Annotated in this window: 16 protein-coding genes; 7 read left to right on the top strand and 9 right to left on the bottom strand. The window is 61.6% G+C overall.

The window, feature by feature from the left end; genetic code table 11:
- Positions 1 to 138 precede the first annotated feature (138 nt).
- Entirely contained in the window at positions 139 to 2,076 is a 1,938-nt protein-coding gene (gene iolC, locus FGE05_RS22245) for a 5-dehydro-2-deoxygluconokinase (RefSeq protein WP_139648306.1), read from the bottom strand.
- A 311-nt stretch (positions 2,077 to 2,387) separates the two neighbouring features.
- Between iolC and FGE05_RS22240 the strand changes: the two genes are divergently transcribed.
- Positions 2,388 to 3,308, top strand: a complete 921-nt coding sequence (locus FGE05_RS22240; RefSeq protein WP_139648305.1) for a MurR/RpiR family transcriptional regulator — start codon at positions 2,388 to 2,390, stop codon at positions 3,306 to 3,308.
- Between the two features lie 159 nt (positions 3,309 to 3,467).
- On the opposite strand, the gene hcnC is transcribed toward FGE05_RS22240, so the two are convergent.
- From hcnC to hcnA, 3 genes are read right to left on the bottom strand one after another with little or no spacing between them, the layout of a single operon-like run.
- On the bottom strand, positions 3,468 to 4,745 hold the full coding sequence (gene hcnC, locus FGE05_RS22230) for a cyanide-forming glycine dehydrogenase subunit HcnC (RefSeq protein ID WP_139648301.1): 1,278 nt from the start codon (positions 4,743 to 4,745) through the stop codon (positions 3,468 to 3,470).
- On the bottom strand, positions 4,738 to 6,147 hold the full coding sequence (gene hcnB / locus FGE05_RS22225) for a cyanide-forming glycine dehydrogenase subunit HcnB (RefSeq protein WP_139648299.1): 1,410 nt from the start codon (positions 6,145 to 6,147) through the stop codon (positions 4,738 to 4,740). The genes hcnC and hcnB overlap by 8 nt, the downstream gene beginning before the upstream one ends.
- A complete protein-coding gene (hcnA, locus tag FGE05_RS22220; RefSeq protein ID WP_041022151.1) occupies positions 6,144 to 6,467 on the bottom strand; it encodes a cyanide-forming glycine dehydrogenase subunit HcnA in 324 nt (107 codons plus the stop codon). Before hcnA ends, hcnB begins: the two co-directional genes overlap by 4 nt.
- A gap of 290 nt (positions 6,468 to 6,757) precedes the next feature.
- On the opposite strand from hcnA, the gene FGE05_RS22215 reads away from it, so the two are divergent.
- On the top strand, positions 6,758 to 7,441 hold the full coding sequence (locus FGE05_RS22215) for a response regulator transcription factor (RefSeq protein ID WP_139648297.1): 684 nt from the start codon (positions 6,758 to 6,760) through the stop codon (positions 7,439 to 7,441).
- Entirely contained in the window at positions 7,419 to 8,804 is a 1,386-nt protein-coding gene (locus FGE05_RS22210) for a HAMP domain-containing sensor histidine kinase (RefSeq protein WP_139648295.1), read from the top strand. The genes FGE05_RS22215 and FGE05_RS22210 overlap by 23 nt, the downstream gene beginning before the upstream one ends.
- A 172-nt stretch (positions 8,805 to 8,976) precedes the next feature.
- On the opposite strand, the gene FGE05_RS22205 is transcribed toward FGE05_RS22210, so the two are convergent.
- The 4 genes from FGE05_RS22205 to FGE05_RS22185 form a co-directional block, all read right to left on the bottom strand.
- Positions 8,977 to 9,225: a DUF1652 domain-containing protein gene (locus tag FGE05_RS22205; protein WP_139648293.1), complete on the bottom strand. Its 249-nt coding sequence runs from the start codon at positions 9,223 to 9,225 to the stop codon at positions 8,977 to 8,979.
- 242 nt (positions 9,226 to 9,467) lie between these two features.
- Entirely contained in the window at positions 9,468 to 10,952 is a 1,485-nt protein-coding gene (locus FGE05_RS22200; RefSeq protein ID WP_139648291.1) for a helix-turn-helix transcriptional regulator, read from the bottom strand.
- 96 nt (positions 10,953 to 11,048) lie between these two features.
- Complete coding sequence (locus FGE05_RS22195) at positions 11,049 to 12,332, bottom strand: Zn-dependent hydrolase (RefSeq protein WP_139648289.1); 1,284 nt, start codon at positions 12,330 to 12,332, stop codon at positions 11,049 to 11,051.
- 121 nt (positions 12,333 to 12,453) lie between these two features.
- Positions 12,454 to 13,932, bottom strand: a complete 1,479-nt coding sequence (locus tag FGE05_RS22185; protein WP_139648285.1) for an NCS1 family nucleobase:cation symporter-1 — start codon at positions 13,930 to 13,932, stop codon at positions 12,454 to 12,456.
- Between the two features lie 623 nt (positions 13,933 to 14,555).
- Between FGE05_RS22185 and hydA the strand changes: the two genes are divergently transcribed.
- The 3 genes from hydA to preA all read left to right on the top strand — a co-directional run bounded on the left by hydA (position 14,556) and on the right by preA (position 18,791).
- Positions 14,556 to 15,995 carry a dihydropyrimidinase gene (gene hydA / locus FGE05_RS22180; RefSeq protein WP_139648282.1) on the top strand — a complete coding sequence of 480 codons (1,440 nt, stop codon included), beginning with the start codon at positions 14,556 to 14,558 and terminating at the stop codon, positions 15,993 to 15,995.
- A gap of 153 nt (positions 15,996 to 16,148) precedes the next feature.
- Positions 16,149 to 17,516 (top strand): NAD(P)-dependent oxidoreductase, encoded by a 1,368-nt coding sequence (locus FGE05_RS22175; RefSeq protein ID WP_139648280.1) that lies wholly within the window; start codon positions 16,149 to 16,151, stop codon positions 17,514 to 17,516.
- A complete protein-coding gene (gene preA, locus FGE05_RS22170; protein ID WP_139648277.1) occupies positions 17,517 to 18,791 on the top strand; it encodes an NAD-dependent dihydropyrimidine dehydrogenase subunit PreA in 1,275 nt (424 codons plus the stop codon). It begins immediately after the preceding gene.
- Between the two features lie 114 nt (positions 18,792 to 18,905).
- Here the strand turns inward: preA and FGE05_RS22165 are convergent, their stop codons facing one another.
- Entirely contained in the window at positions 18,906 to 19,526 is a 621-nt protein-coding gene (locus tag FGE05_RS22165; protein WP_139648275.1) for a TetR/AcrR family transcriptional regulator, read from the bottom strand.
- Positions 19,527 to 20,050: 524 nt separating this feature from the next.
- Here FGE05_RS22165 and FGE05_RS22160 point away from each other — a divergent pair.
- Positions 20,051 to 20,332 (top strand): OprD family outer membrane porin (locus FGE05_RS22160; protein WP_139648472.1); only part of this gene is annotated, 282 nt, incomplete at its 3' end.

Below are 20,332 nucleotides of genomic sequence, written 5' to 3'. Positions count from 1 at the left end.
ATAGCAATTGAAAGCTGCGCAGAACCTTGTGGGAGCGAGCCTGCTCGCGATAGCGGTCTTTCAGACGACTGATGGTCAACAGTTAGTCCGCTATCGCGAGCAGGCTCGCTCCCACATCAGGTTCAGTGTTCACATTATTCAGCTCCGGGCAGCACGCCACGCCTCGATCAACTCCACAAACGTGCCCTGCACCTGCTGGATCAGGGTTTCGTCATCGATGTCCCCCGCCAGCCAGGCCCGGCTCGGCTCTTGGAAAATCGTGCGGCCCACGGCGAATCCTCGGCAGCTGGTGCTCTGGCTGGCCTGGCGAAACCCCTCGGCCAAGGCCGCGGCCGGGGCGTTGAGCCCCAGGAGCACGACCCCGCGGCAATAGGGATCGCGCTGTTGGATCAGTGCGTCGAGCTGCTTCCACTCGTCCGCAGTCTGCGCTTCGATCTTCCACCACGCCGGGTAGATGCCCAGGTTGTAGAGGCGCTTGAGCGCGCGGTACAGCACATCGGGATGCTGCGAGGGATGATCCTTCGGTGGAATGACCTCCAACAGCAATTCATGGCCGCTGACCTGGGAAGCCTTGTAGAGCCCCATCAGTTGCGCCTCCTGCTCCAAACGCAGCAGCGGTTCGTCATCGGGGTGGAACTGCACCAGGCACTTGATGATTTGCTCGCTGGGCCAGGCGATCAGGTTGCTGCCGATGGAACGCCCGTGTTCGAACGCCAGCGGCCGCGAGCCTTGCACTTCCACCGGCCGCGCGACCCACCAACCGCGCCCGGTGGCGGCGTTCAATGAATCCTGGCCAAAGCGTTGATCGGCCAGCAAGCCGACATCGGCCTCGATGCCCTGGCGCTTCAGGTCGGCTTCGACCCGCTCCACCGCCTGGACGAACAGTTGCTTGAGCTTCCCAATGCAACTCAGGTCTCGATCACCCTTTTGCGCCAGTTCCACCAGTTGCCAACGATGGTCAAAGGCAAAGATGAACAGTTGTTTCCAGTTCTTGCGCGGCACGCTGACCTGATGCAACCGTTGCAGCACGACGTCCTGGTCCGGCCGGGTGATCGGTACCGGGCTGTCGAACAGATAGTCGAGTTCAGCCCGGGTCGGCATCGCTGGCGCACAGCCGTGGCGCGACACCACCAGACCACCGCAGGCGTTGGCCAATTGGCAGCAGCGCTCATCGCTGGCGTCCTCCAGCCAGCCGGCGAGGAAGCCCGACATAAAGGCATCGCCGGCGCCCAGTACATTCAGGACTTCGACCCGGACTCCCGGATAAATCGCACCGTCCTCGAGCCGAGCCGGGATGGCGCCGTGAATCACCGTGCAACCCTGCGGGCCGAGCTTGACCACCAGGGTGGCCGCCGTCAGCGAACGGACAGTACGCAGCGCCGTCAGCAGATCTTCGCTGCCGCCGGCAATCAGGAACTCTTCTTCGGTGCCGACGATCAGGTCGAAGCGCGGCAGGATGCCTTGCACATGCTGGCTGACTTTCTGGTCGGCGACGAAACGGGTTTCCCCATCGGCCTTGCCCGTCAGGCCCCAGAGCACCGGTCGATAGTCGATGTCCAGTATGCGTTTGACGTTGTGTTTGGCGGCATGATCCAGCGCCTGGAGGCTGGCGTTGTAGACGCTTTCGGTGGAGAAATGAGTGCCGGTGATCAGGAGGGCCTTGCTCGAAGCGATGAAGGCCTCGTCAATGTCTTCGGCGCGCAGCGCCATGTCGGCGCAGTTTTCCCGGTAGAACACCAGGGGAAAGGTTTCCCGATCCTTGATACCCAGCAGCACCAGGGCGGTCAGGCGCTCAGGGTCAACCTTGATGCCGCTGACATCGCAGCCCTCGCGGGCCAGGGATTCCACCAGGAAACGGCCCATGTGGTCATCCCCCACCCGGCTCAACATCGCCGACCTGAGCCCAAGTCGAGCGGTGCCGAAAGCGATGTTGGCGGACGAGCCACCCAGGTATTTGGCGAAGCTCGACACATCTTCCAGCCGCGCCCCGACTTGCTGCGCGTACAGGTCAACGCCCAGGCGTCCCAGGCAGATCACATCCAATTGACGCCCACTGGCAAAACGAGTCTGGCCCATGCTGGCTCCTGTTATTTTTATCAGCCTGCGTTCGCTGCCGGACCGGCGCCAACGCTCTTGGTGGATGCAGACTAAAACGAGCAAGGGCCAATAATCAATAATTTTTCTATAAAAATTTTATGTGGAATATTTTTTCCAATAAACTTCCAATCAGCTGTATCAGACGCAGTGCATCGTTTCAGTCATGGATTGCGACGTTACCCATCATGATTTTCCCTGCGCCTACGCTGTAGACTGCGAACAGCCAACTTATTGTCGAGGGCCGGTCTTTCAGCGAACGGCCCTATAAGAACAAGCCAGAAGGATTATCTATGACCCGCCCCGATCTGCCGGCGCCATCCGAGAGCGCGTCCGAGGCCGCCCTCGCCAGCCCACCGATCAATGCCGAGCGTCTGTTGCAACTGATCACCGATGAATATGAAAGCTTGCCGCGCCAGCTCAAACGCATTGCCAGCTACATGAGCCAGCAAAGCGACCGGATCATGGTGGATCGCATCAGCGACATCGCCCGCGAGTGCGAAGTGCACCCGTCGGCCATCGTGCGCTTCTCCCAACGGTTCGGCTTCAGCGGGTTCAGCGAAATGCAGGCATTGTTTCGCGAGGCCTACACCCACAAGACCACACCGGTACAGAACTACCAGCAGCGTATTCGCAGCATGATCGCCAACAAGTCGCAGAAAGCCAGCGGCGGCGACCTGGCACGCGAATGCATCAACGCCACGCTGTCGGGCATCGAGCGACTGGGGCAGGAGCTGGACGACCAGGCGTTCGACAAGGCTGTCGACCTGGTGGTCAATGCCGACAACATCTATGTGGTGGGCGTGCGGCGCTCCTTCGCGGTGGCCGATTACCTGGTCTATAACCTTCAGCACACCAACAAGCGTATCCATCTGGTTTCCGGCCTGGGGGGCAGTTATCGCGAGCAGATGCGCAGTGTGCGGGCCAATGACCTGGTGATCGCCATCAGCTTCACGCCCTATGGCAAGGAAACCCAGCACTGTCTGCGCATCGCCCAGCATCACCAGGCCAAGACGCTGATCATCACCGACAGCAACCTGTCGCCCCTGGCGAAACGGGCCAACACCGTGCTGCTGGTGAACGAAGGCAGCTCCTTCGCCTTCCGCTCGCTGAGTGCCACCTTGTGCCTGTGCCAGGCGTTGTTCATTGCCGTGGCCTATCGGCTGGAACTCAAGGTTGATGAGATTCATGAACAGGTGGGGTTCGAGGATTGACGCTCGACCTACAACCCATCCCTGTGGGAGCAAAGCTCGCTCGCGATAGTGGCAGACCAGTCAATATTGTTGCCGACTGACTTACCGCAATCGCGAGCAAGCTTTGCTCCCACAGGGTGGAGGCTTCACTGACTTGCATTCGAGCATAGGCTCGATGCCTCAGGCCAACTCCATATCCTTCGGCTCAGCCACCCTCGGCATCACCTCGAAGCGGTCCGCCAGGAACGGCGTGATATCCAACGGCAGCGGCTCGTTGTTGACCAGCCTGTCCAGCAAGACGCCGGTGATGGCCGAGGTCAGGATGCCCGTGCGGAAATGTCCGCAGGCATTGAGGTAGCCTTCCACGCCTCGCATCGGCCCCAGGATCGGCAATTCATCGGGAGAGCCCGGGCGCAGGCCAGCCCAAGTCCGCTTGAGGTTGATGTCGGCCAGTTGCGGGATGCACCGCATCGCCCCCTGCACCAGCCCCTCGATCTCTGGGTAGGTGGTGGTCACATCGAAGCCCTTGTCTTCCGTGGTGCTACCGATAAGGATTTCGCCGTTGTCTTTCTGCGCCACGTAGCAGTCGCTGGTGGTCAGGCACCCATTGAGAAGCTTCGGCATACGCTCGGTCAGCAGGATCTGCCCCTTGACCGGCTTGACCGGAATCCGCACGCCGGTGGCCTGCTCGCTCAGGTCCGCCGCCCAGGCACCGGTGGCATTGATCAGGGTCCGGCAGTTGAAGGTGCCGGCCTCGGCGGTGTTTACCCCCGTCACCCGCGTCCCGCTGCGCAACACCTCGGTAACGTGGGTATTGAAGTACAGGTCGACACCATTCTGCCGGGCACCTTCGGTGTAGGCGTCGGCCAGCCGGAACGGGCTGACCTGGTGGTCGCACAGGAATTCCAGGGCGCCCCGGGCTTCATGGCTGACGCTGGGCTCGGCCTCGCGCAGGGCGGCCTGGTCAAGCCAGCGCACCTGATCGGCCAGGTGGGGAATGCAGGCGACGATGTGCTCGGCATACAAGCGATCCTCATCGTCGTAGATCACGAACTTGAGCCCGGTTTCCTCGAATTTGATATCCATGCCATGGTTGTCCAGCAGCTCCCGGTGCAGTTGGGGGTACATCGCATTGGACTGCAAGGCAAAGTCGAAGAACGACTGCGGCAGGATATGCGGCGTGCTGGCATCCACCGCCACAGCCGCTCCCTGGGTCTGGCGCTTGCGGTTGGCCGACATCATGCGAAAGAAGATCACCCCGCACCCCAGCCCCACCGACTCGCCAATGGCCCACAGCCCGCCGGCCGAAGCGCGGGTCGCGTTGCCGGGGCGCTTGGCGTCGATCAGGGCGACCCTCAGGTGCTTGCGCTTGGACAGTTGGTAGGCACAGGAAGCGCCGATCACGCCGCCACCGGCGATGACCACATCGTAGTCCCGGGTCTCTAAATGCTTAGTCATGCCGAGCGACCTCCATGCCAACATTACGGAACGCTGAAAACGGTATCGGATCGATCGGAAAGCGTGGTCGCAGCCAGCCGACATCGGCACGCCCGGTGGCTTCGCGCAGGCGGTCGCTGCAGTAGCCGACGCACATCCGTCCCTGGCAATCGCCCATGCTCACGCGGGTGCGCATCTTCAGGCTGGCCATGTCCTGCACACCCTGCTCCAGGGCCCGGTCGATGTCGGCGCGGGTGGCGTGTTCACAGCGGCAGATCACCGTATCGGCCGCCGGCAGGGCGGTTTGTCCGGCACCGCGTCGGGTGTAGCGATCCACGGCGGCACGGAAACGGATGATCCGATCCAACTGTGTCTGATACTGCTTGCGGCGTTCGAGGGCGGCATGGGAGTCCAGCACATTGCATTGCATCAGCACCGACAGCGCGGCAATACGCCCGCTGAGCATGGCCGCTTCACCGCCGCGAATCCCGCCCATGTCACCGGCGAGGTGGATGTGCGCCTCGCTGCTTTGCTGCCAGGCATCGGCCACCGCCCGCAGGTAGCCATCGTCGCTGAAACCATGCTCAAGGCCCATCTGCTGGCTCAACTGGGTGCGCGGTATGAAGCCGTAGCCGACCGCCAACGTCTGGGCCGGCACTTGTTCGGCGCGTGCGAGGTCGGGCTCCCAATCGCTGGAATACGGCGCGACGGTGACCATGTTCAATTCATCCTCCCCGTGGGCCTGCACCACGCCCCAACCATAGCGCACGGGTATGCGATAACGCTTGAGATAGGCCAGCATGCTCAGGCCGTCGAGAAAAAGCTGCGGCTTGTTCAGTAACGCCAGGCTTTCCTTGGCGATCCGGCCGAATGCGCAGGCTTCATAGACACCAGCCACGGCCACGCCTGCGGCATGCAGCTGACACGCCACCAGCGGCAGCAACGGACCGGTACCGGCGATCACCACCGGGCTCGGAGGCTTGACCACCCCGCTCTTGATCTGCAGTTGCAGGCCACCCAACAGCATCACCCCCGGCAGGGTCCAGCCGGGGAACGGCACGCTGCGCTCATGGCAACCGGCCGCCAGGACCAGATGGGAATAGGCAACCTCGCGCACGCGTTCATCGGCATCGAGCAGCATCAGCGCCCGCACCCCTTCGGCCCCGATGACGCGGTGGTTGAGACGGACGTCAATCAGCCCGGCGTGCTGGTCAAACTCACCATGGAGTTTTTCCAGGGCTTCGCTGTAGCGCGGTCCCAGGTAGTCGAGGCTGACGCCGTCGCGCAATGGCCCCCGATACACCACGCCGCCCAGGCGCGGCGCCTCTTCAAGCAATGTGCAGCGCAGCCCATGGGCCGCCAGTTCGATGGCGGCCGCCATGCCCGCCGGCCCACCGCCGACAATCACCGGATCGAGGTTCATGGCGCCTCCGTTTCGACGATACGGTTGGTCCGGGTTTCGATCTGCATACCGGGGCGCACCTGGGTCTGGCAGGCCCGGCGCTTGTGCCGGCCGTCGATCCTGACCAGACAGCATTGGCAGACGCCCATGCCGCAGTAGGCGCCGCTGATCTGGCCATGATCGTTGCGGGCCACCTGGCGCTGGCCCTGGGACTGGATGACGGTCAGGACGGTTTCACCCCGGGCGGCATTGACGATCCGCCCGTCCAGGTGCACCGTCATGTCAGGCCGGGTCAATGGCTGGATATCGAATTTTTGGCGTAGAAGGTCTTGAGGCTGCATGATGCGGCTCTTCCTTGATGCTTTTATTGAAGACCGGTGAGGTCTCGGCTCCTTGCAGCACACCATCACCGGTTAGCGTCGTTACCCGACGGCGACAGCGCGCCAAGGCAGGGTAACGGACGCAACATAATGGTGCGCACTCAATTCATGTTAGGGATTATTTGTGACCAAGTGTTGATCCAGGCCAGTGAAACCGCTTGGCCGTCCATGAACTTTTTTTCAGAAAGCCGACAGGTTTTCTTTGGCAGAATGCCGCGCAATGGCATCAATTTCTCAACTCGGTACCGCCCATGAACCGCATTCTGACCATCGAAGACGACGCCGTGACCGCCCGTGAAATCGTCGCCGAGCTGACCCGTAACGGCCTGAACGTCGACTGGGTCGACAACGGTCGCGAAGGCCTGGAGCGAGCGGTGAGCGGGGACTACGACCTGATTACCCTCGACCGCATGCTGCCCGAGCTCGACGGCCTGGTGATTGTCACGACCCTGCGCACCATGGGCGTGGCGACACCGATCCTGATGATCAGCGCCCTTTCCGATGTGGACGAGCGTGTCCGTGGCCTGCGGGCCGGCGGCGACGATTACCTGACCAAACCGTTCGCCACCGATGAAATGGCCGCCCGCGTCGAAGTGTTGCTACGACGCAACAATGGCACCCGGGAGCCGGAAACCATCCTGCGCGTGGCCGATCTGGAACTGGATCTGATCAGCCGTGAGGCCAGCCGCAACGGGCAACTGCTCAGCCTGCTGCCCACCGAATACAAACTGCTTGAGTTCCTGATGCGCAACAGCGGGCAGATTCTTTCGCGCATGATGATTTTCGAGGAAGTCTGGGGCTATCACTTCGACCCGGGCACCAACCTGATCGACGTCCATATCGGTCGCCTGCGCAAGAAAATCGATCCGCCGGGCCTGGAACCGCTGATTCGCACCGTGCGGGGTTCGGGCTATGTCATTGCTGAACCCTGCTAAGGGCTGGCGCTCTTCCAGCAGCCGCCTGCTGGCGCTGTACAGCGCGCTGTTCGTGCTCTGGAGCGCCATCCTGATGGGGGTGATGTACTACGAGGTTTTCGGCTACCTCGACAGCCTGGCCAAACATTCCCTGATGCAGCGCCAGCATCTGTTCGCCCGCATCCACGGCGATCAACTGGAAGACGCGCTCATGGCCAGCCTGACCCTGGACGACCGCGGTGTCGACGCCTACGGCCTGTTCGACGCCCAACTGCGACACCTGAGCGGGCCGATCCTGCGGGTCCCCGCCGACCTGCCGCTGGACGGCAAGATCCACATACTCAGCGATTGTGTCGACTACGACGACCCGAGCGTACCCTCCGACAGTTGCGATGCCGTGGCGAGCCGGACCCAGGATGGGCGCTGGCTGGTGCTGGCGCGGGACAACGGCTCGCTCTTCGCGGTGACCCGCATCATCCTCCATGCGTTGTTATGGGGTGTGTCGCTGACCATTCTGCCGGGGATCGCCGGTTGGCATCTTTTGCGCCGCCGACCGCTGCAGCGCATCCGCAAACTGCAGGCCAGTGCCGAGGCCATCGTCGCCGGCGACCTGACCCATCGCCTGCCGCTTTCGAGTCGGCGGGATGAACTGGACATGCTGGCGGCAATCGTCAATGCCATGCTCGATCGCATCGAACGCCTGATGAACGAGGTCAAGGGCGTATGCGACAACATCGCCCACGATCTGCGCACGCCGCTGACCCGTTTGCGCGCCCAGCTTTATCGTATCCAGCAGCAAGCCGCGGATGGATCACCCGAGGCCTTGCAGATGGATCAGGTGATCGCCGAGACCGATACCCTGATGGCACGGTTCCGAGGCTTGCTGAGGATCTCCGAGCTGGAAGACCAGCAGCGCCGCTCGGGTTTCGTGCGCGTCGACCCGCTGCAGTTGCTACAGGAGCTGCACGACTTCTATCTGCCCCTGGCCGAGGAAGGCGAGTTGACCTTCAGCCTCGAAGTACCCGAGACCTTGCCTTTGCTCAACGGCGACCGGGCGTTGCTGTTCGAAGCAGTGTCGAACCTGTTGAGCAACTCCATCAAGTTCACCCCGGCGGGAGGCAAAGTGACTCTGCGCGGTATCGACCAGGGCGACAGCACCCGCATCGAGGTGCTCGACTCCGGCCCCGGCATTCCGGAGCCAGAGCGCAAGGCCGTGTTCCGCCGCTTCTATCGTGCCGAAGGCAGCAGCCACCATGGCGGGTTTGGCCTGGGGCTGTCGATCGTCGCGGCGATTGTCAATTTGCACGGCTTCACACTGGAGGTGGGCAACAGCGAACACGGCGGCGCGCGGCTGGCGCTCGATTGCCGGGCGACGCTGTTGTAAAGATCGAGCCCAGTCTATTTGTGGCGAGGGGATTTAGCGAAACGTCGCACCGCCCCGCTGGGGTGCGAAGCAGCCCCAAAATAGTCACGTGATCGACGAACCTAGGGGGGCCGCTCCGCGACCCAGCGGGGATAAATCCCCTCGCCACAGAAGACTGCATTCAGTTGATTATCTACACGGGATCGTTGCGATGCCCTGGGGTGTTCTGCAGTTCATACCGCAATTCGTCGATCAGCTTCGCCAGGCTTTCTTCCGAGCGAACGCTGTCGAGGTTCAAGCCGCTCACCACCAGGTCCACCTCTCCGCTTCCGCGGTGATAAAGACGGACAGTCAAAGTACCATCACCGTTGAGGTTGCAGTCGCAGGACAGCGGCGAGAAACTTTCTTCGAGTCGGGCGCGCAGGGGGGCCAATTGGGTCATGGTCTGCCCCCTCAAAACAAGACACACAAAGGAGCGGCAAACAACGCCGAGCCCCGGGTTTCAGCAAACGTCCTGTCAATGACTCGTTGGCTTTGATCACTACACATTGTGGCGTATTCCTTGACTGTTTCGTGGGGACGCGGCACTGCTCTGACACTGCCGCACCCTCACATCCTAAGCAGCCACCTGCCCGTCAGAAACCCGAATTTGCACTAACCCATCCGGTGCATTTGCACTGGCTATCATGGTGCCTTCATGTTCCAGTCATTCCCGAACAGACCTCGCTCCCGAGCCCAGACAATGGCCTCGCTACGGCTGTGAACATCCAGTTTCGAGTACAGGGTGGCGACGTGATTTCGCACGGTGTTGGGCGCCAGTTTCAAACGTGCGGCGATTTCCTTGTCTGCCAGGCCCTGGCAAATGAGCCCCAGCACATCCCGTTCCCGGGCAGTCAACTCGGTATAGGAAGTGCTGGGCAATTGCGTGTTGATGCTCTTTACGTTGGCCAGCTTCTCGATCAATGTACGGCTGAACCAGGAAGCGTCCTTCATCACCTCCTCGATCGCCGCCACCAGCTCCAGTTGCGAGCGCTTGCGTTCGGTGATGTTCACCAGGACCAGCAGATAACAAGGCTGGTCCTGAATGACCACGGTGTCGGCCGCCACCTCGCAGTCGATCAGCTCGCCGCCCTTCTTGCGTACCTTGACGTCGACATTGGACACCGTCGTGGTCTTCTCCAGACGGGCAAACAGCGTGGCACTGGCGTCCTTGTCGAGAAAGCCGATTTCCGCCACGGTCTTGCCAAAGAGTTCTTCACTGGCGTAGCCGGTGGTCTCGAGAAAGGCGTCGTTGATTTCCAGCAACAGCTGTTCGGCGCTGCACACCAAGGTGGGCACCGGGGACAGGCGAAACGACTTGGCGAAGCGCTCCTCGCTCTGGCGCAGGGCCGTTTCGGCCTTGCGTCGCGGCTCCATGTCCATGAAGGAAAACAGCATGCAATCTTCGTCGTGCAGGTCCAGTGGCTGGCCGGCGACGATGACTTGCTTGCTCGTGCCTTCCGGCAACTTCAGCTCGGCCTGCATCTGCGGAATGGTTGCGCCCTGCCCCAGGCGCTCGATGGCCAGCTCACGTCGCTCGGCGGCCTCCAGCACGTCCAGCTCGTAGACCGAACGGCCGATCACCTGCTCGCGGCTGTAGCCGGTCATCTCCAGAAAACCCTGGTTGACCTTGATGTAGCGCAGGTCGCTGAGGCGACAGATCACCGCCGGCGCCGGATTGGCGCCGAAGGTTTTCTCGAACCGCTGTTCGGCGCTGGCCCACTCCGTGGCGTCGCTGAGAATCAGCACCAGTAACTCCGGTGCGTCGTTGCGATCGGTCAGTACCATGCTGCGGATGCGATGGACCCAGGTGCGGTCCGGATCGTCCACCGGTGTGACTTCCACCAACACATCGCTGAACTCCTCGCCACGGGCGACCCGGGCGATGGGGTAGTTGTCCGCGGTCAAGGGATGGTTGTTGCGATAACGCAAATTGAAGCGCTGGGCATACTCCCGGGCATTGGCACCCAGTTCCCCGAGGTTCTTTACCCCGTGCATGTTCAGCACGGCCTCGTTGGCCCAGGCGATGGTCTGGTCGACTTCGATCAACATCACCCCGTCCGAGAGCCCGGCGATGATTTGCAGCAATTGACGACGATTGGTCTCCGTGGTGGGGACGTCCTGGCTCATTGGGTCTCCATAGGTCAGAAGCGCATGGAGGTTACGACCGTCCGTGGTCGTCGTGCGTTCCCTTGCGAGTACTGGTGAAGCCGCCGATTCCCCCGTTCAAGCCGCCATGCGCCCTTCGGCGATGGCCTGGGAGGCGGCGAGCATCGCTCGCAGCAACACCGCACAGCCGGCAGCGAGGTCGTCGGGGGCGGCGTTCTCGATTTCGTTGTGGCTGATCCCGCCTTCGCAGGGCACGAAGATCATCCCGGCCGGGCCCAGCTCGGCCAGGAAAATCGCGTCATGGCCAGCGCCGCTGACGATGTCCATATGGGACAGGCCCAGCCCCTGGGCTGCCCCGCGTACGGCGTCGACACAACCCGGGTCGAAATACAACGGCGGGAAGTCGGCGGTGGGGGTCAACTCATACGTCAGGCCGTGTTGCCGGCAGGTGTCGTCGATCACTTGCTTGACCTCGGCGATCATCGAATCCAGCCGCGCCGGTTCCAGATGACGGAAATCCAGGGTCATGCGCACTTCGCCCGGAATGACGTTGCGCGAGCCCGGATAGGCTTGCAGGCAACCGACGGTGCCGCAAGCATGGGGCTGATGGCCAAGGGCGGCACGGTTGACGGCACCGACAATGATCGAGGCGCCAACCAGGGCGTCCTTGCGCAGGTGCATCGGGGTCGGACCGGCATGGGCCTCGACACCTCGCAGCGAGAGGTCGAACCACTTCTGCCCCAGTGCGCCCATGACGATGCCGATGGTCTTGTGTTCGTCTTCCAGGATCGGGCCCTGTTCGATGTGCGCCTCGAAATAGGCGCCCACCGGATGACCGGTGACCTGGCGAGGACCGGCATAGCCGATGGCATTCAGCGCTTGCCCCACGGTGATGCCTTCGGCGTCGACCTTGGCCAGGGTTTCTTCGAGGGTGAATTTCTCCGCGAACACCCCGGACCCCATCATGCACGGGGCGAAGCGCGAGCCTTCTTCGTTGGTCCACACCACCACTTCCAGCGGCGCTTCGGTTTCGATGTTCAGGTCATTGAGGGTGCGCAACACTTCCAGACCGGACAATACGCCGAAGCAACCATCGAACTTGCCGCCGGTGGGCTGGGTGTCGATGTGACTGCCGGTCATTACCGGTGGCAGGATCGGATTGCGCCCCGGACGACGGGCGAAAATATTGCCCACCGCATCGATGCTGACGGTGCAGCCAGCCGCCTCGGCCCACTGCACGAACAGGTCCCGGGCCTGGCGGTCCAGGTCGGTCAGGGCCAGCCGGCATACGCCGCCCTTGACCGTGGCGCCCAATTGGGCCAGATCCATGAGCGACCGCCAGAGGCGATCGCGGTTGATGTGTTGATGGGTGGATTGCAGGACGTCGATGGCGGCGTTCATGGAGATCTCCTTTTCCAGGCATTTTTCGCTGTATTCGAAGCCGCCATCGCGAGCAGGCTCGCCCCCACAGGGGAGTGCATTGCACATGTGGGAGCGAGCCTGCTCGCGATAGGGCCCTCCTCTACACGGCGGACTTGGCGACGGATGGGCTCGCACGCAAACTGCACAACCCGTAATAAATCACCCCGCCCAGCGCCGAGCCGGTGAACCAGCCGTAGCTGTAGAACCAGTTGAACGCATCACTGCCCAGGGACAGCAGCGTCAATGCCACCGGCACGCCGAAGGCGATGAAACCGTTCCAGTTCCACGCAGGGTAAACGTCGTCGCGGTACAACCCGGCCAAGTCCAGCTGTTGTTTCTTGATCAGGAAGTAATCCACCACCATGATCCCGGCAATCGGCCCCAGCAGACTCGAATACCCCAGCAGCCAATTGGAATACACCGATTCAAGGCTGACGTCGGAGACAATCCAGCCGAGTTTTTTCAGCAGTTCGTGGGCCATCAGTGCCAGCCCCACCAGCCCGGTCAGCATCACGGCCTTGGAGCGGCCGATCACCTTGGGCGCCAGGTTCTGGAAGTCATTGGTGGGCGAGACAATGTTGGCGGCGGTGTTGGTCGAGAGCGTGGCGACGATGATCAGCACCATGGCCAGCGCGACCCACAACGGGCTCTGGATATGCCCGATCAAGGTCACCGGATCGGAGACGGTCACACCCACCAGTTTTTCCGAAGCGGCGGTCATGACCACGCCGAGGGAGGCGAACAGGAACATGGTCAGGGGCAGGCCTATGATCTGTCCCACAATCTGGTCCTTCTGGCTCTTGGCATACCGGCTGAAATCCGGAATGTTCAATGACAGGGTCGCCCAGAAACCAACCATGGCCGTCAGTCCGGCAAGGAAGTAGCTGGTCACGCCGACACCCTCGGGTCGCTTGGCCGGCACCGCCATCAGCTCGGTCAGGGAGACATTCGGCAAGGCCCACATCAGCAGGCCGGCCCCCACCAGCACCAACAGCGGCGCGGACAGGGTTTCCAGCCACTTGATCGATTCGGCGCCCCGCAGCACCACCCACAGGTTCATGACCCAGAACATCATGAAGCCCAGTACCTCGCCCGTGCCCCCGAGGCTTTTCCAGCCTTCGAACACCGAACCGAGAAACAGGTGGATCGCCAGCCCGCCGAACATGGTCTGGATCCCGAACCAGCCGCATGCCACCAGGGCGCGGATCAGACAAGGAACGTTGGAACCGATGACCCCGAAGGACGAGCGCAGCAATACCGGAAACGGAATGCCGTACTTGGTTCCGGCAAAGGCGTTCAGGGTCAGGGGAATCAATACGATGATGTTGGCGAACAGAATCGCCAGCAGCGCCTCGCCCACCGTCAGGCCGAAATAGGCGGTGAGTACGCCGCCAAGGGTGTAGGTCGGCACGCAGATCGCCATGCCGACCCACAGCGCAGTGATGTGCCATTTGTTCCAGGTTCTCTCATGCACTTTCGTCGGTGCGATGTCGTGGTTGTAACGGGGGCTCTCGAGTACGTCGCTGCCGGCTTCAAGCTCGAACAACCCATCGCGCTCGGTCACAGTTGATCTGGTCATGTCCGCTCCACTGTTTTCATTATTTTTGCTCATCGACAGGGCGATGGCCGGAGTACTTGCATGTAAAGCACGCTGGCGACCGACGACCCTGCTTGGCAACGCAGACACTCAATTACCGTGCCGAATAACGCGCCGAGTTGACCGGTCGATCGATATAAGCGTTACAACCCTCTGATTCCTGGAAATAAAACAGCCATTCAAGGCCCTGCTGCTTGCGCTGTTACCGTCTTCAGGCTAGATGACGTGCGCATTCTGTCGAGCCCGGGATTCAAAGTGGTGCATCCCGAATGAATGCGACGTGTCTAGGCCGCACGTCCACTGCTTTCAAGCCGCTGATTTACCATGACAAATCTCGCTCAAATAAGAATCCTGTCAAGTGCGTCAAAATGGTGAGCCCCCTCATCATTTTGGTGATCTGAATAATTACTTCTTAAATATCAACAAGTTGAATTCACAAGTAACTTGTTAAAAATAATCTTGATCATTTCAATAACTCCAGCTAGCGTCTAATCCTGACAGCAATGACAGGATCAACAACCTGCATGACTGCGTCACTGTCCAATCGTGATCTATAAAACATAAAGAACCGACATCAGTCGGTCATTGCCTGCGAGGAACTCGGAATGTCTCTGTTGATCCGTGGCGCCACCGTTATTACCCATGATGAAAGTTACCGCGCCGATGTGTTCTGTGCCGACGGCATGATCAAGGCCATCGGCGAAAACCTGGAGATTCCGGCCGCGGTCGAAGTGCTCGATGGCAGCGGTCAATACCTGATGCCCGGCGGCATCGATCCCCATACCCATATGCAGTTGCCATTCATGGGCACGGTCGCCAGCGAAGACTTCTTCAGCGGCACCGCAGCAGGCTTGGCCGGCGGGACCACCTCGATCATCGACTTCGTGATCCCCAATCCCCAGCAGTCGCTGATGGAAGCCTTTCATCAATGGCGCGGCTGGGCCGAGAAAAGCGCCAGCGACTACGGTTTTCACGTCGCAATCACCTGGTGGAGCGAGCAGGTCCGTGAAGAAATGGCCGAGCTGGTCAATCACCACGGCGTGAACAGTTTCAAGCATTTCATGGCCTACAAGAACGCGATCATGGCCGCCGACGACACCCTGGTGGCGAGTTTCGAACGGTGCCTGGAACTGGGCGCGGTGCCCACGGTGCACGCCGAGAACGGCGAGTTGGTCTACCACCTGCAGCGCAAGCTGTTGGCCCAGGGCATCACCGGGCCCGAAGCGCACCCGCTGTCACGGCCTTCGCAGGTGGAAGGCGAAGCCGCGAGCCGGGCCATCCGCATTGCCGAGACGCTGGGCACGCCGCTGTACCTGGTACACGTTTCCACCCGGGAAGCGTTGGACGAAATCACCTATGCCCGCAGCAAAGGCCAACCGGTCTATGGTGAAGTGCTGGCCGGGCACCTGTTGCTGGACGACAGTGTCTATCGCCACCCCGACTGGCAGACCGCAGCCGGTTACGTGATGAGTCCGCCCTTCCGTCCCCGCGGACATCAGGAAGCGCTGTGGCACGGCTTGCAATCGGGCAATCTGCACACCACCGCCACCGACCATTGCTGTTTCTGCGCCGAACAGAAAGCCGCCGGCCGCGACGACTTCAGCAAGATCCCCAACGGCACCGCCGGCATCGAAGACCGCATGGCCGTGCTCTGGGACGAAGGGGTCAACAGCGGCAAATTGTCGATGCAGGATTTCGTCGCACTGACCTCCACCAACACCGCGAAGATCTTCAATCTCTACCCGCGCAAAGGGGCAATCCGCGTCGGCGCCGACGCCGACCTGGTGCTCTGGGATCCCCAAGGCAGCCGCACGATTTCGGCCAAGACCCACCATCAGCAAGTGGATTTCAACATCTTCGAAGGCAAGACCGTGCGCGGCGTGCCCAGCCACACCATCAGCCAGGGTCGGCTGGTATGGGCCAACGGTGACCTGCGGGCCGAGCGCGGTGCCGGGCGCTATATCGAACGACCGGCGTATCCGGCGGTGTTCGACTTGCTGAGCAAGCGGGCTGAGTTGCAAAGGCCCACTGCCGTTAAACGCTGAAATCGAGGCCTTCGGCCGATCGCGAGCGGGCTCGCTACCACAGGGGCCGCATTTCCAATGTGGGAGCGAGCCTGCTCGCGATGAGGCCAGCGCAGCACCCAGAAAAACACTGCCCACCAGAGGCAGCACCTCCAACACCGTGAGGCCCATTCCATGATCCAGCCCTTGAGCCACCTTCCCCATTCCCAGGAAGACCCGACCACCCTCGCCGCCCGCTTCAGCGATCTGGCGCCACCGCTCAACGTCAGGCAAGCCCACCTGGAAGCGTCGCGGTGCCTGTACTGCTACGACGCACCGTGCGTGAACGCTTGCCCGAGCGAGATCGATATTCCTTCGTTCATTCGCAACATCCACCAGGACAATGTCCAGGGCGCGGCCCAGAAGATTCTCTCGGCCAACATCCTCGGCGGCAGTTGCGCCCGGGTCTGCCCTACGGAGATCCTTTGCGAGCAAGCCTGCGTGCGCAACAACAGCCACGAATGCGCCCCGGTGTTGATCGGCCTGTTGCAGCGCTACGCCGTGGACAATGCCCACTTCAGCGAACACCCGTTCAAACGGGCCGCCACCACGGGCAAGCGCATCGCCGTGGTCGGTGCCGGTCCGGCAGGCTTGTCCTGCGCTCACCGCAGTGCGATGCACGGTCATGACGTGGTGATTTTCGAAGCCAGGGACAAGGCCGGCGGTCTCAATGAGTACGGGATCGCCAAGTACAAACTGGTGGACGACTACGCCCAGCGCGAATTGAACTTCCTGCTGGAGATCGGCGGCATCGAAATCCGCCACGGTCAGAAACTGGGCGAGAACCTCAGCCTGAGCGAACTGCACCAACAGTTCGACGCGGTGTTCCTCGGCCTCGGCCTGGCCGCCAGCAAACAACTGGGCCTGAGCGACGAACAAGCGCCGGGGCTGCTGGCCGCCACTGACTACATCCGCGAGCTGCGCCAGACCGACGACCTCAGTCAATTGCCGCTGGCCGACCGTTGCATCGTGCTCGGAGCCGGCAACACCGCTATCGACATGGCCGTGCAGATGGCCCGCCTCGGTGCCCGGGACGTCAGCCTGGTTTACCGTCGCGGGCTTGAGGACATGGGCGCAACCGGGCACGAACAGGACATCGCCAAGGCCAATCAGGTCCGCCTGCTGACCTGGGCCCAACCGCAACAGGTGCTGCTCGACGACGCTGGGCACGTGCGGGGCATGCGCTTCTCCCGCACCCACCTGGAGAATGGCCGACTGGTCATCGATGCCGACACGTTCGACCTGCCCGCCGACGGCATTTTCAAAGCCATCGGCCAGGCTTTCGACGAGGACGCACTGGTAGACCCGCTGGCCCGGGAACTCAAGCGCCAGGACGGGCGGATCCTGGTGGACGAACACCTGCGCACCAGTATCCCCGGCGTGTATGCCGGCGGCGACTGCACAAGCCTGGACCAGGACCTCACCGTACAGGCGGTGCAGCACGGCAAGCTCGCCGCCGAGGCGATCAATGCCCAACTCATGCTCAACGTGGAGGCTGCGTAAATGGCCGATCTGTCGATTGTCTTCGCCGGCATCAAAGCCCCCAACCCGTTCTGGCTGGCCTCCGCGCCGCCCACTGACAAGGCCTACAACGTGGTGCGCGCCTTCAAGGCCGGCTGGGGTGGCGTGGTCTGGAAAACCCTGGGAGAAGACCCGGCGGCAGTGAACGTGTCGTCGCGCTACTCGGCCCACTTCGGCGCGAATCGCGAGGTGTTGGGCATCAATAACATCGAGCTGATCACCGACCGCTCCCTGGAGATCAACCTGCGGGAAATCACCCAGGTGAAGAAGGACTGGCCAGACCGGGCCTTGATCGTGTCGCTGATGGTGCCCTGTGTCGAAGAGTCCTGGAAACACATTCTGCCGCTGGTGGAAGCCACCGGCGCCGACGGTATCGAGCTGAACTTCGGTTGCCCCCACGGCATGCCGGAACGGGGCATGGGGGCGGCGGTCGGCCAGGTGCCGGAGTACGTCGAGCAGGTGACCCGCTGGTGCAAGACCTATTGCTCCCTGCCGGTGATCGTCAAGCTCACGCCAAACATCACCGACATCCGCGTCGCCGCCCGGGCGGCCCATCGCGGTGGCGCGGACGCGGTGTCGCTGATCAATACCATCAACTCCATCACCAGCGTCGACCTGGAGCGGATGGTCGCGCTGCCCACCGTCGGCAGCCAGAGCACCCATGGCGGTTACTGCGGCTCGGCGGTCAAGCCGATCGCACTGAACATGGTGGCGGAAATCGCCCGTGATCCGCAGACCCACGGCTTACCCATCTGCGGCATCGGCGGCATCGGCAGTTGGCGCGACGCCGCGGAATTCATCGCCCTGGGCAGCGGCGCGGTACAAGTGTGCACGGCGGCGATGCTGCACGGTTTTCGCATCGTCGAGGAGATGAAGGACGGCCTGTCACGTTGGATGGACAGCCAGGGGCACGCCAACCTTCAGGCGTTCTCCGGTCGCGCAGTGGGCAACACCACCGATTGGAAGTACCTGGACATCAACTACCAGGTCATCGCGAAAATCGACCAGGAGGCCTGCATCGGTTGTGGTCGCTGCCACATCGCCTGTGAAGACACCTCACACCAGGCCATCGCCAGCCACAAGCAAACTGATGGAACGCGCAAATATGAAGTGATCGATGAAGAGTGCGTAGGCTGCAACCTGTGTCAGATTACCTGCCCGGTGCAGGATTGCATCGAGATGGTCCCGGTGGAAACGGGCAAGCCGTTTCTGGACTGGGACCATGATCCGCGTAATCCCTATCATGTAGCCGTTTGAGAGCTGCGGTGCCTGGAGTGGCGCCATCGCGAGCGGGCTCGCTCCCACAGAGGATCGCATTTCCAATGTGGGAGCGAGCCTGCTCGCGATAGCGCCGTCAGCCCCGACACAACACTAAGGCTCCAACCCGATCCCTCGCAAAATCACCCCGGTCACCGTCTGCACCGCCCGCTCGAACTGCATGTCCGACAACGGCTGGTGATCGTTGAGGATGTTGATCTGGTGGTCGAAGTCGGCGTAGTGCTGGGTCGAAGCCCAGATCATGTAAAGCAGGCTCGACGGCTCCACCGGCAGGATGCGTTTGTCCTCCACCCACTGGCGAATTTTCGCTTCCTTCATCTTGGCCCATTCATAAAGACTGACGTCCAGCGCCTGCCCCAGCGTGGGCGCGCCATGGATCACTTCGTTGGCCCAGACCTTCGAACCATAGGGCCGGCTGCGGGAATGGTTCATCTTGGCGCGGATATAACTGCTGAGCACCACCCGCGGATCGTCGAACATTTCGAAGCACAAGGCGTCCTGCTTCCAGACTTCCAGCAGATCGAACAGCACGGCGCTGTAGAGCTCGGTCTTGGTGCTGAAGTAGTAGTGCAGGTTGGAACGGGGCAACTGCACTTCAGCCGCGATGTCGGCCATGGCGGTGCTGCCGAAGCCTTTCTCGGCAAAGACCTTCTCGGCGGCCAGAAGGATTTTCTCGACGTTACTGCGACGAATCTCGATCTTGTGATTGCCCATGAGGGCTCCCTGGCAACAGCGATGCCCAAGACTAGCATTCCCCCACTGTCGAAAATACCGGGATTGCCTGTGGGAGCGAGCCTGCTCGCGATAGCGGCGGGTCAGCCAGGATGAAGGTTGGCGGGTGTACCGCTATCGCGAGCAGGCTCGCTCCCACATTTGATCGTGTTCCTATTCGGCGAACGTGCGCTGGTACCATTCGACCAATGTCTTAGACCAGTCATCGCATAACTTTCAGGCAAGGCGGCTACCTGCATCAAACCACTGCCAAGGCCGCGTTCTGCACTCCCCTCTGCTGAAACCGTCGATCCAGGCGACTTTCAAGCATCGCTCAATTGGATAATTCCGATCATGGCCAGTTGACAATGCGCAACGGCCCACAAATAATCGACGCCATGTTGTACGACGACGTATGACAAAAATAAAAACAACAAAAGTAGGAAGCCATCATCGTGAGCACACGTGTCCGTTTTTCGCCCGACAGCCGTCCAACCCGCCGTACCCTTCTCCATTCCAGCCCCGCGATGCTCCTGCTCGGTTGCAGTGGTCTGGCCGCGTTCCTGCCAACCGCCGTCCACGCCGAAGGTTTCGTCGACGACGCCAAGGCCACGTTGACCCTGCGCAATGCCTACTTCAACCGCAACTTCATCAACTCGAACAACGCCCAGGGCAAGGCCGAGGAATGGACCCAGAACTTCATCCTCGACGCCAAGTCCGGTTTCACCCAGGGCCCGGTGGGGTTCGGCATGGACGTGCTGGGCCTGTACTCGATCAAGCTCGATGGCGGCAAAGGCACCGCCGGCACC

It is taken from the genome of Pseudomonas sp. ICMP22404, from assembly GCF_006227205.1.
Taxonomy (GTDB): Bacteria; Pseudomonadota; Gammaproteobacteria; order Pseudomonadales; family Pseudomonadaceae; genus Aquipseudomonas.
The sequence above is the reverse complement of the archived record's forward strand: the minus strand, read 5'-3'. Positions and strand labels throughout refer to the sequence as shown.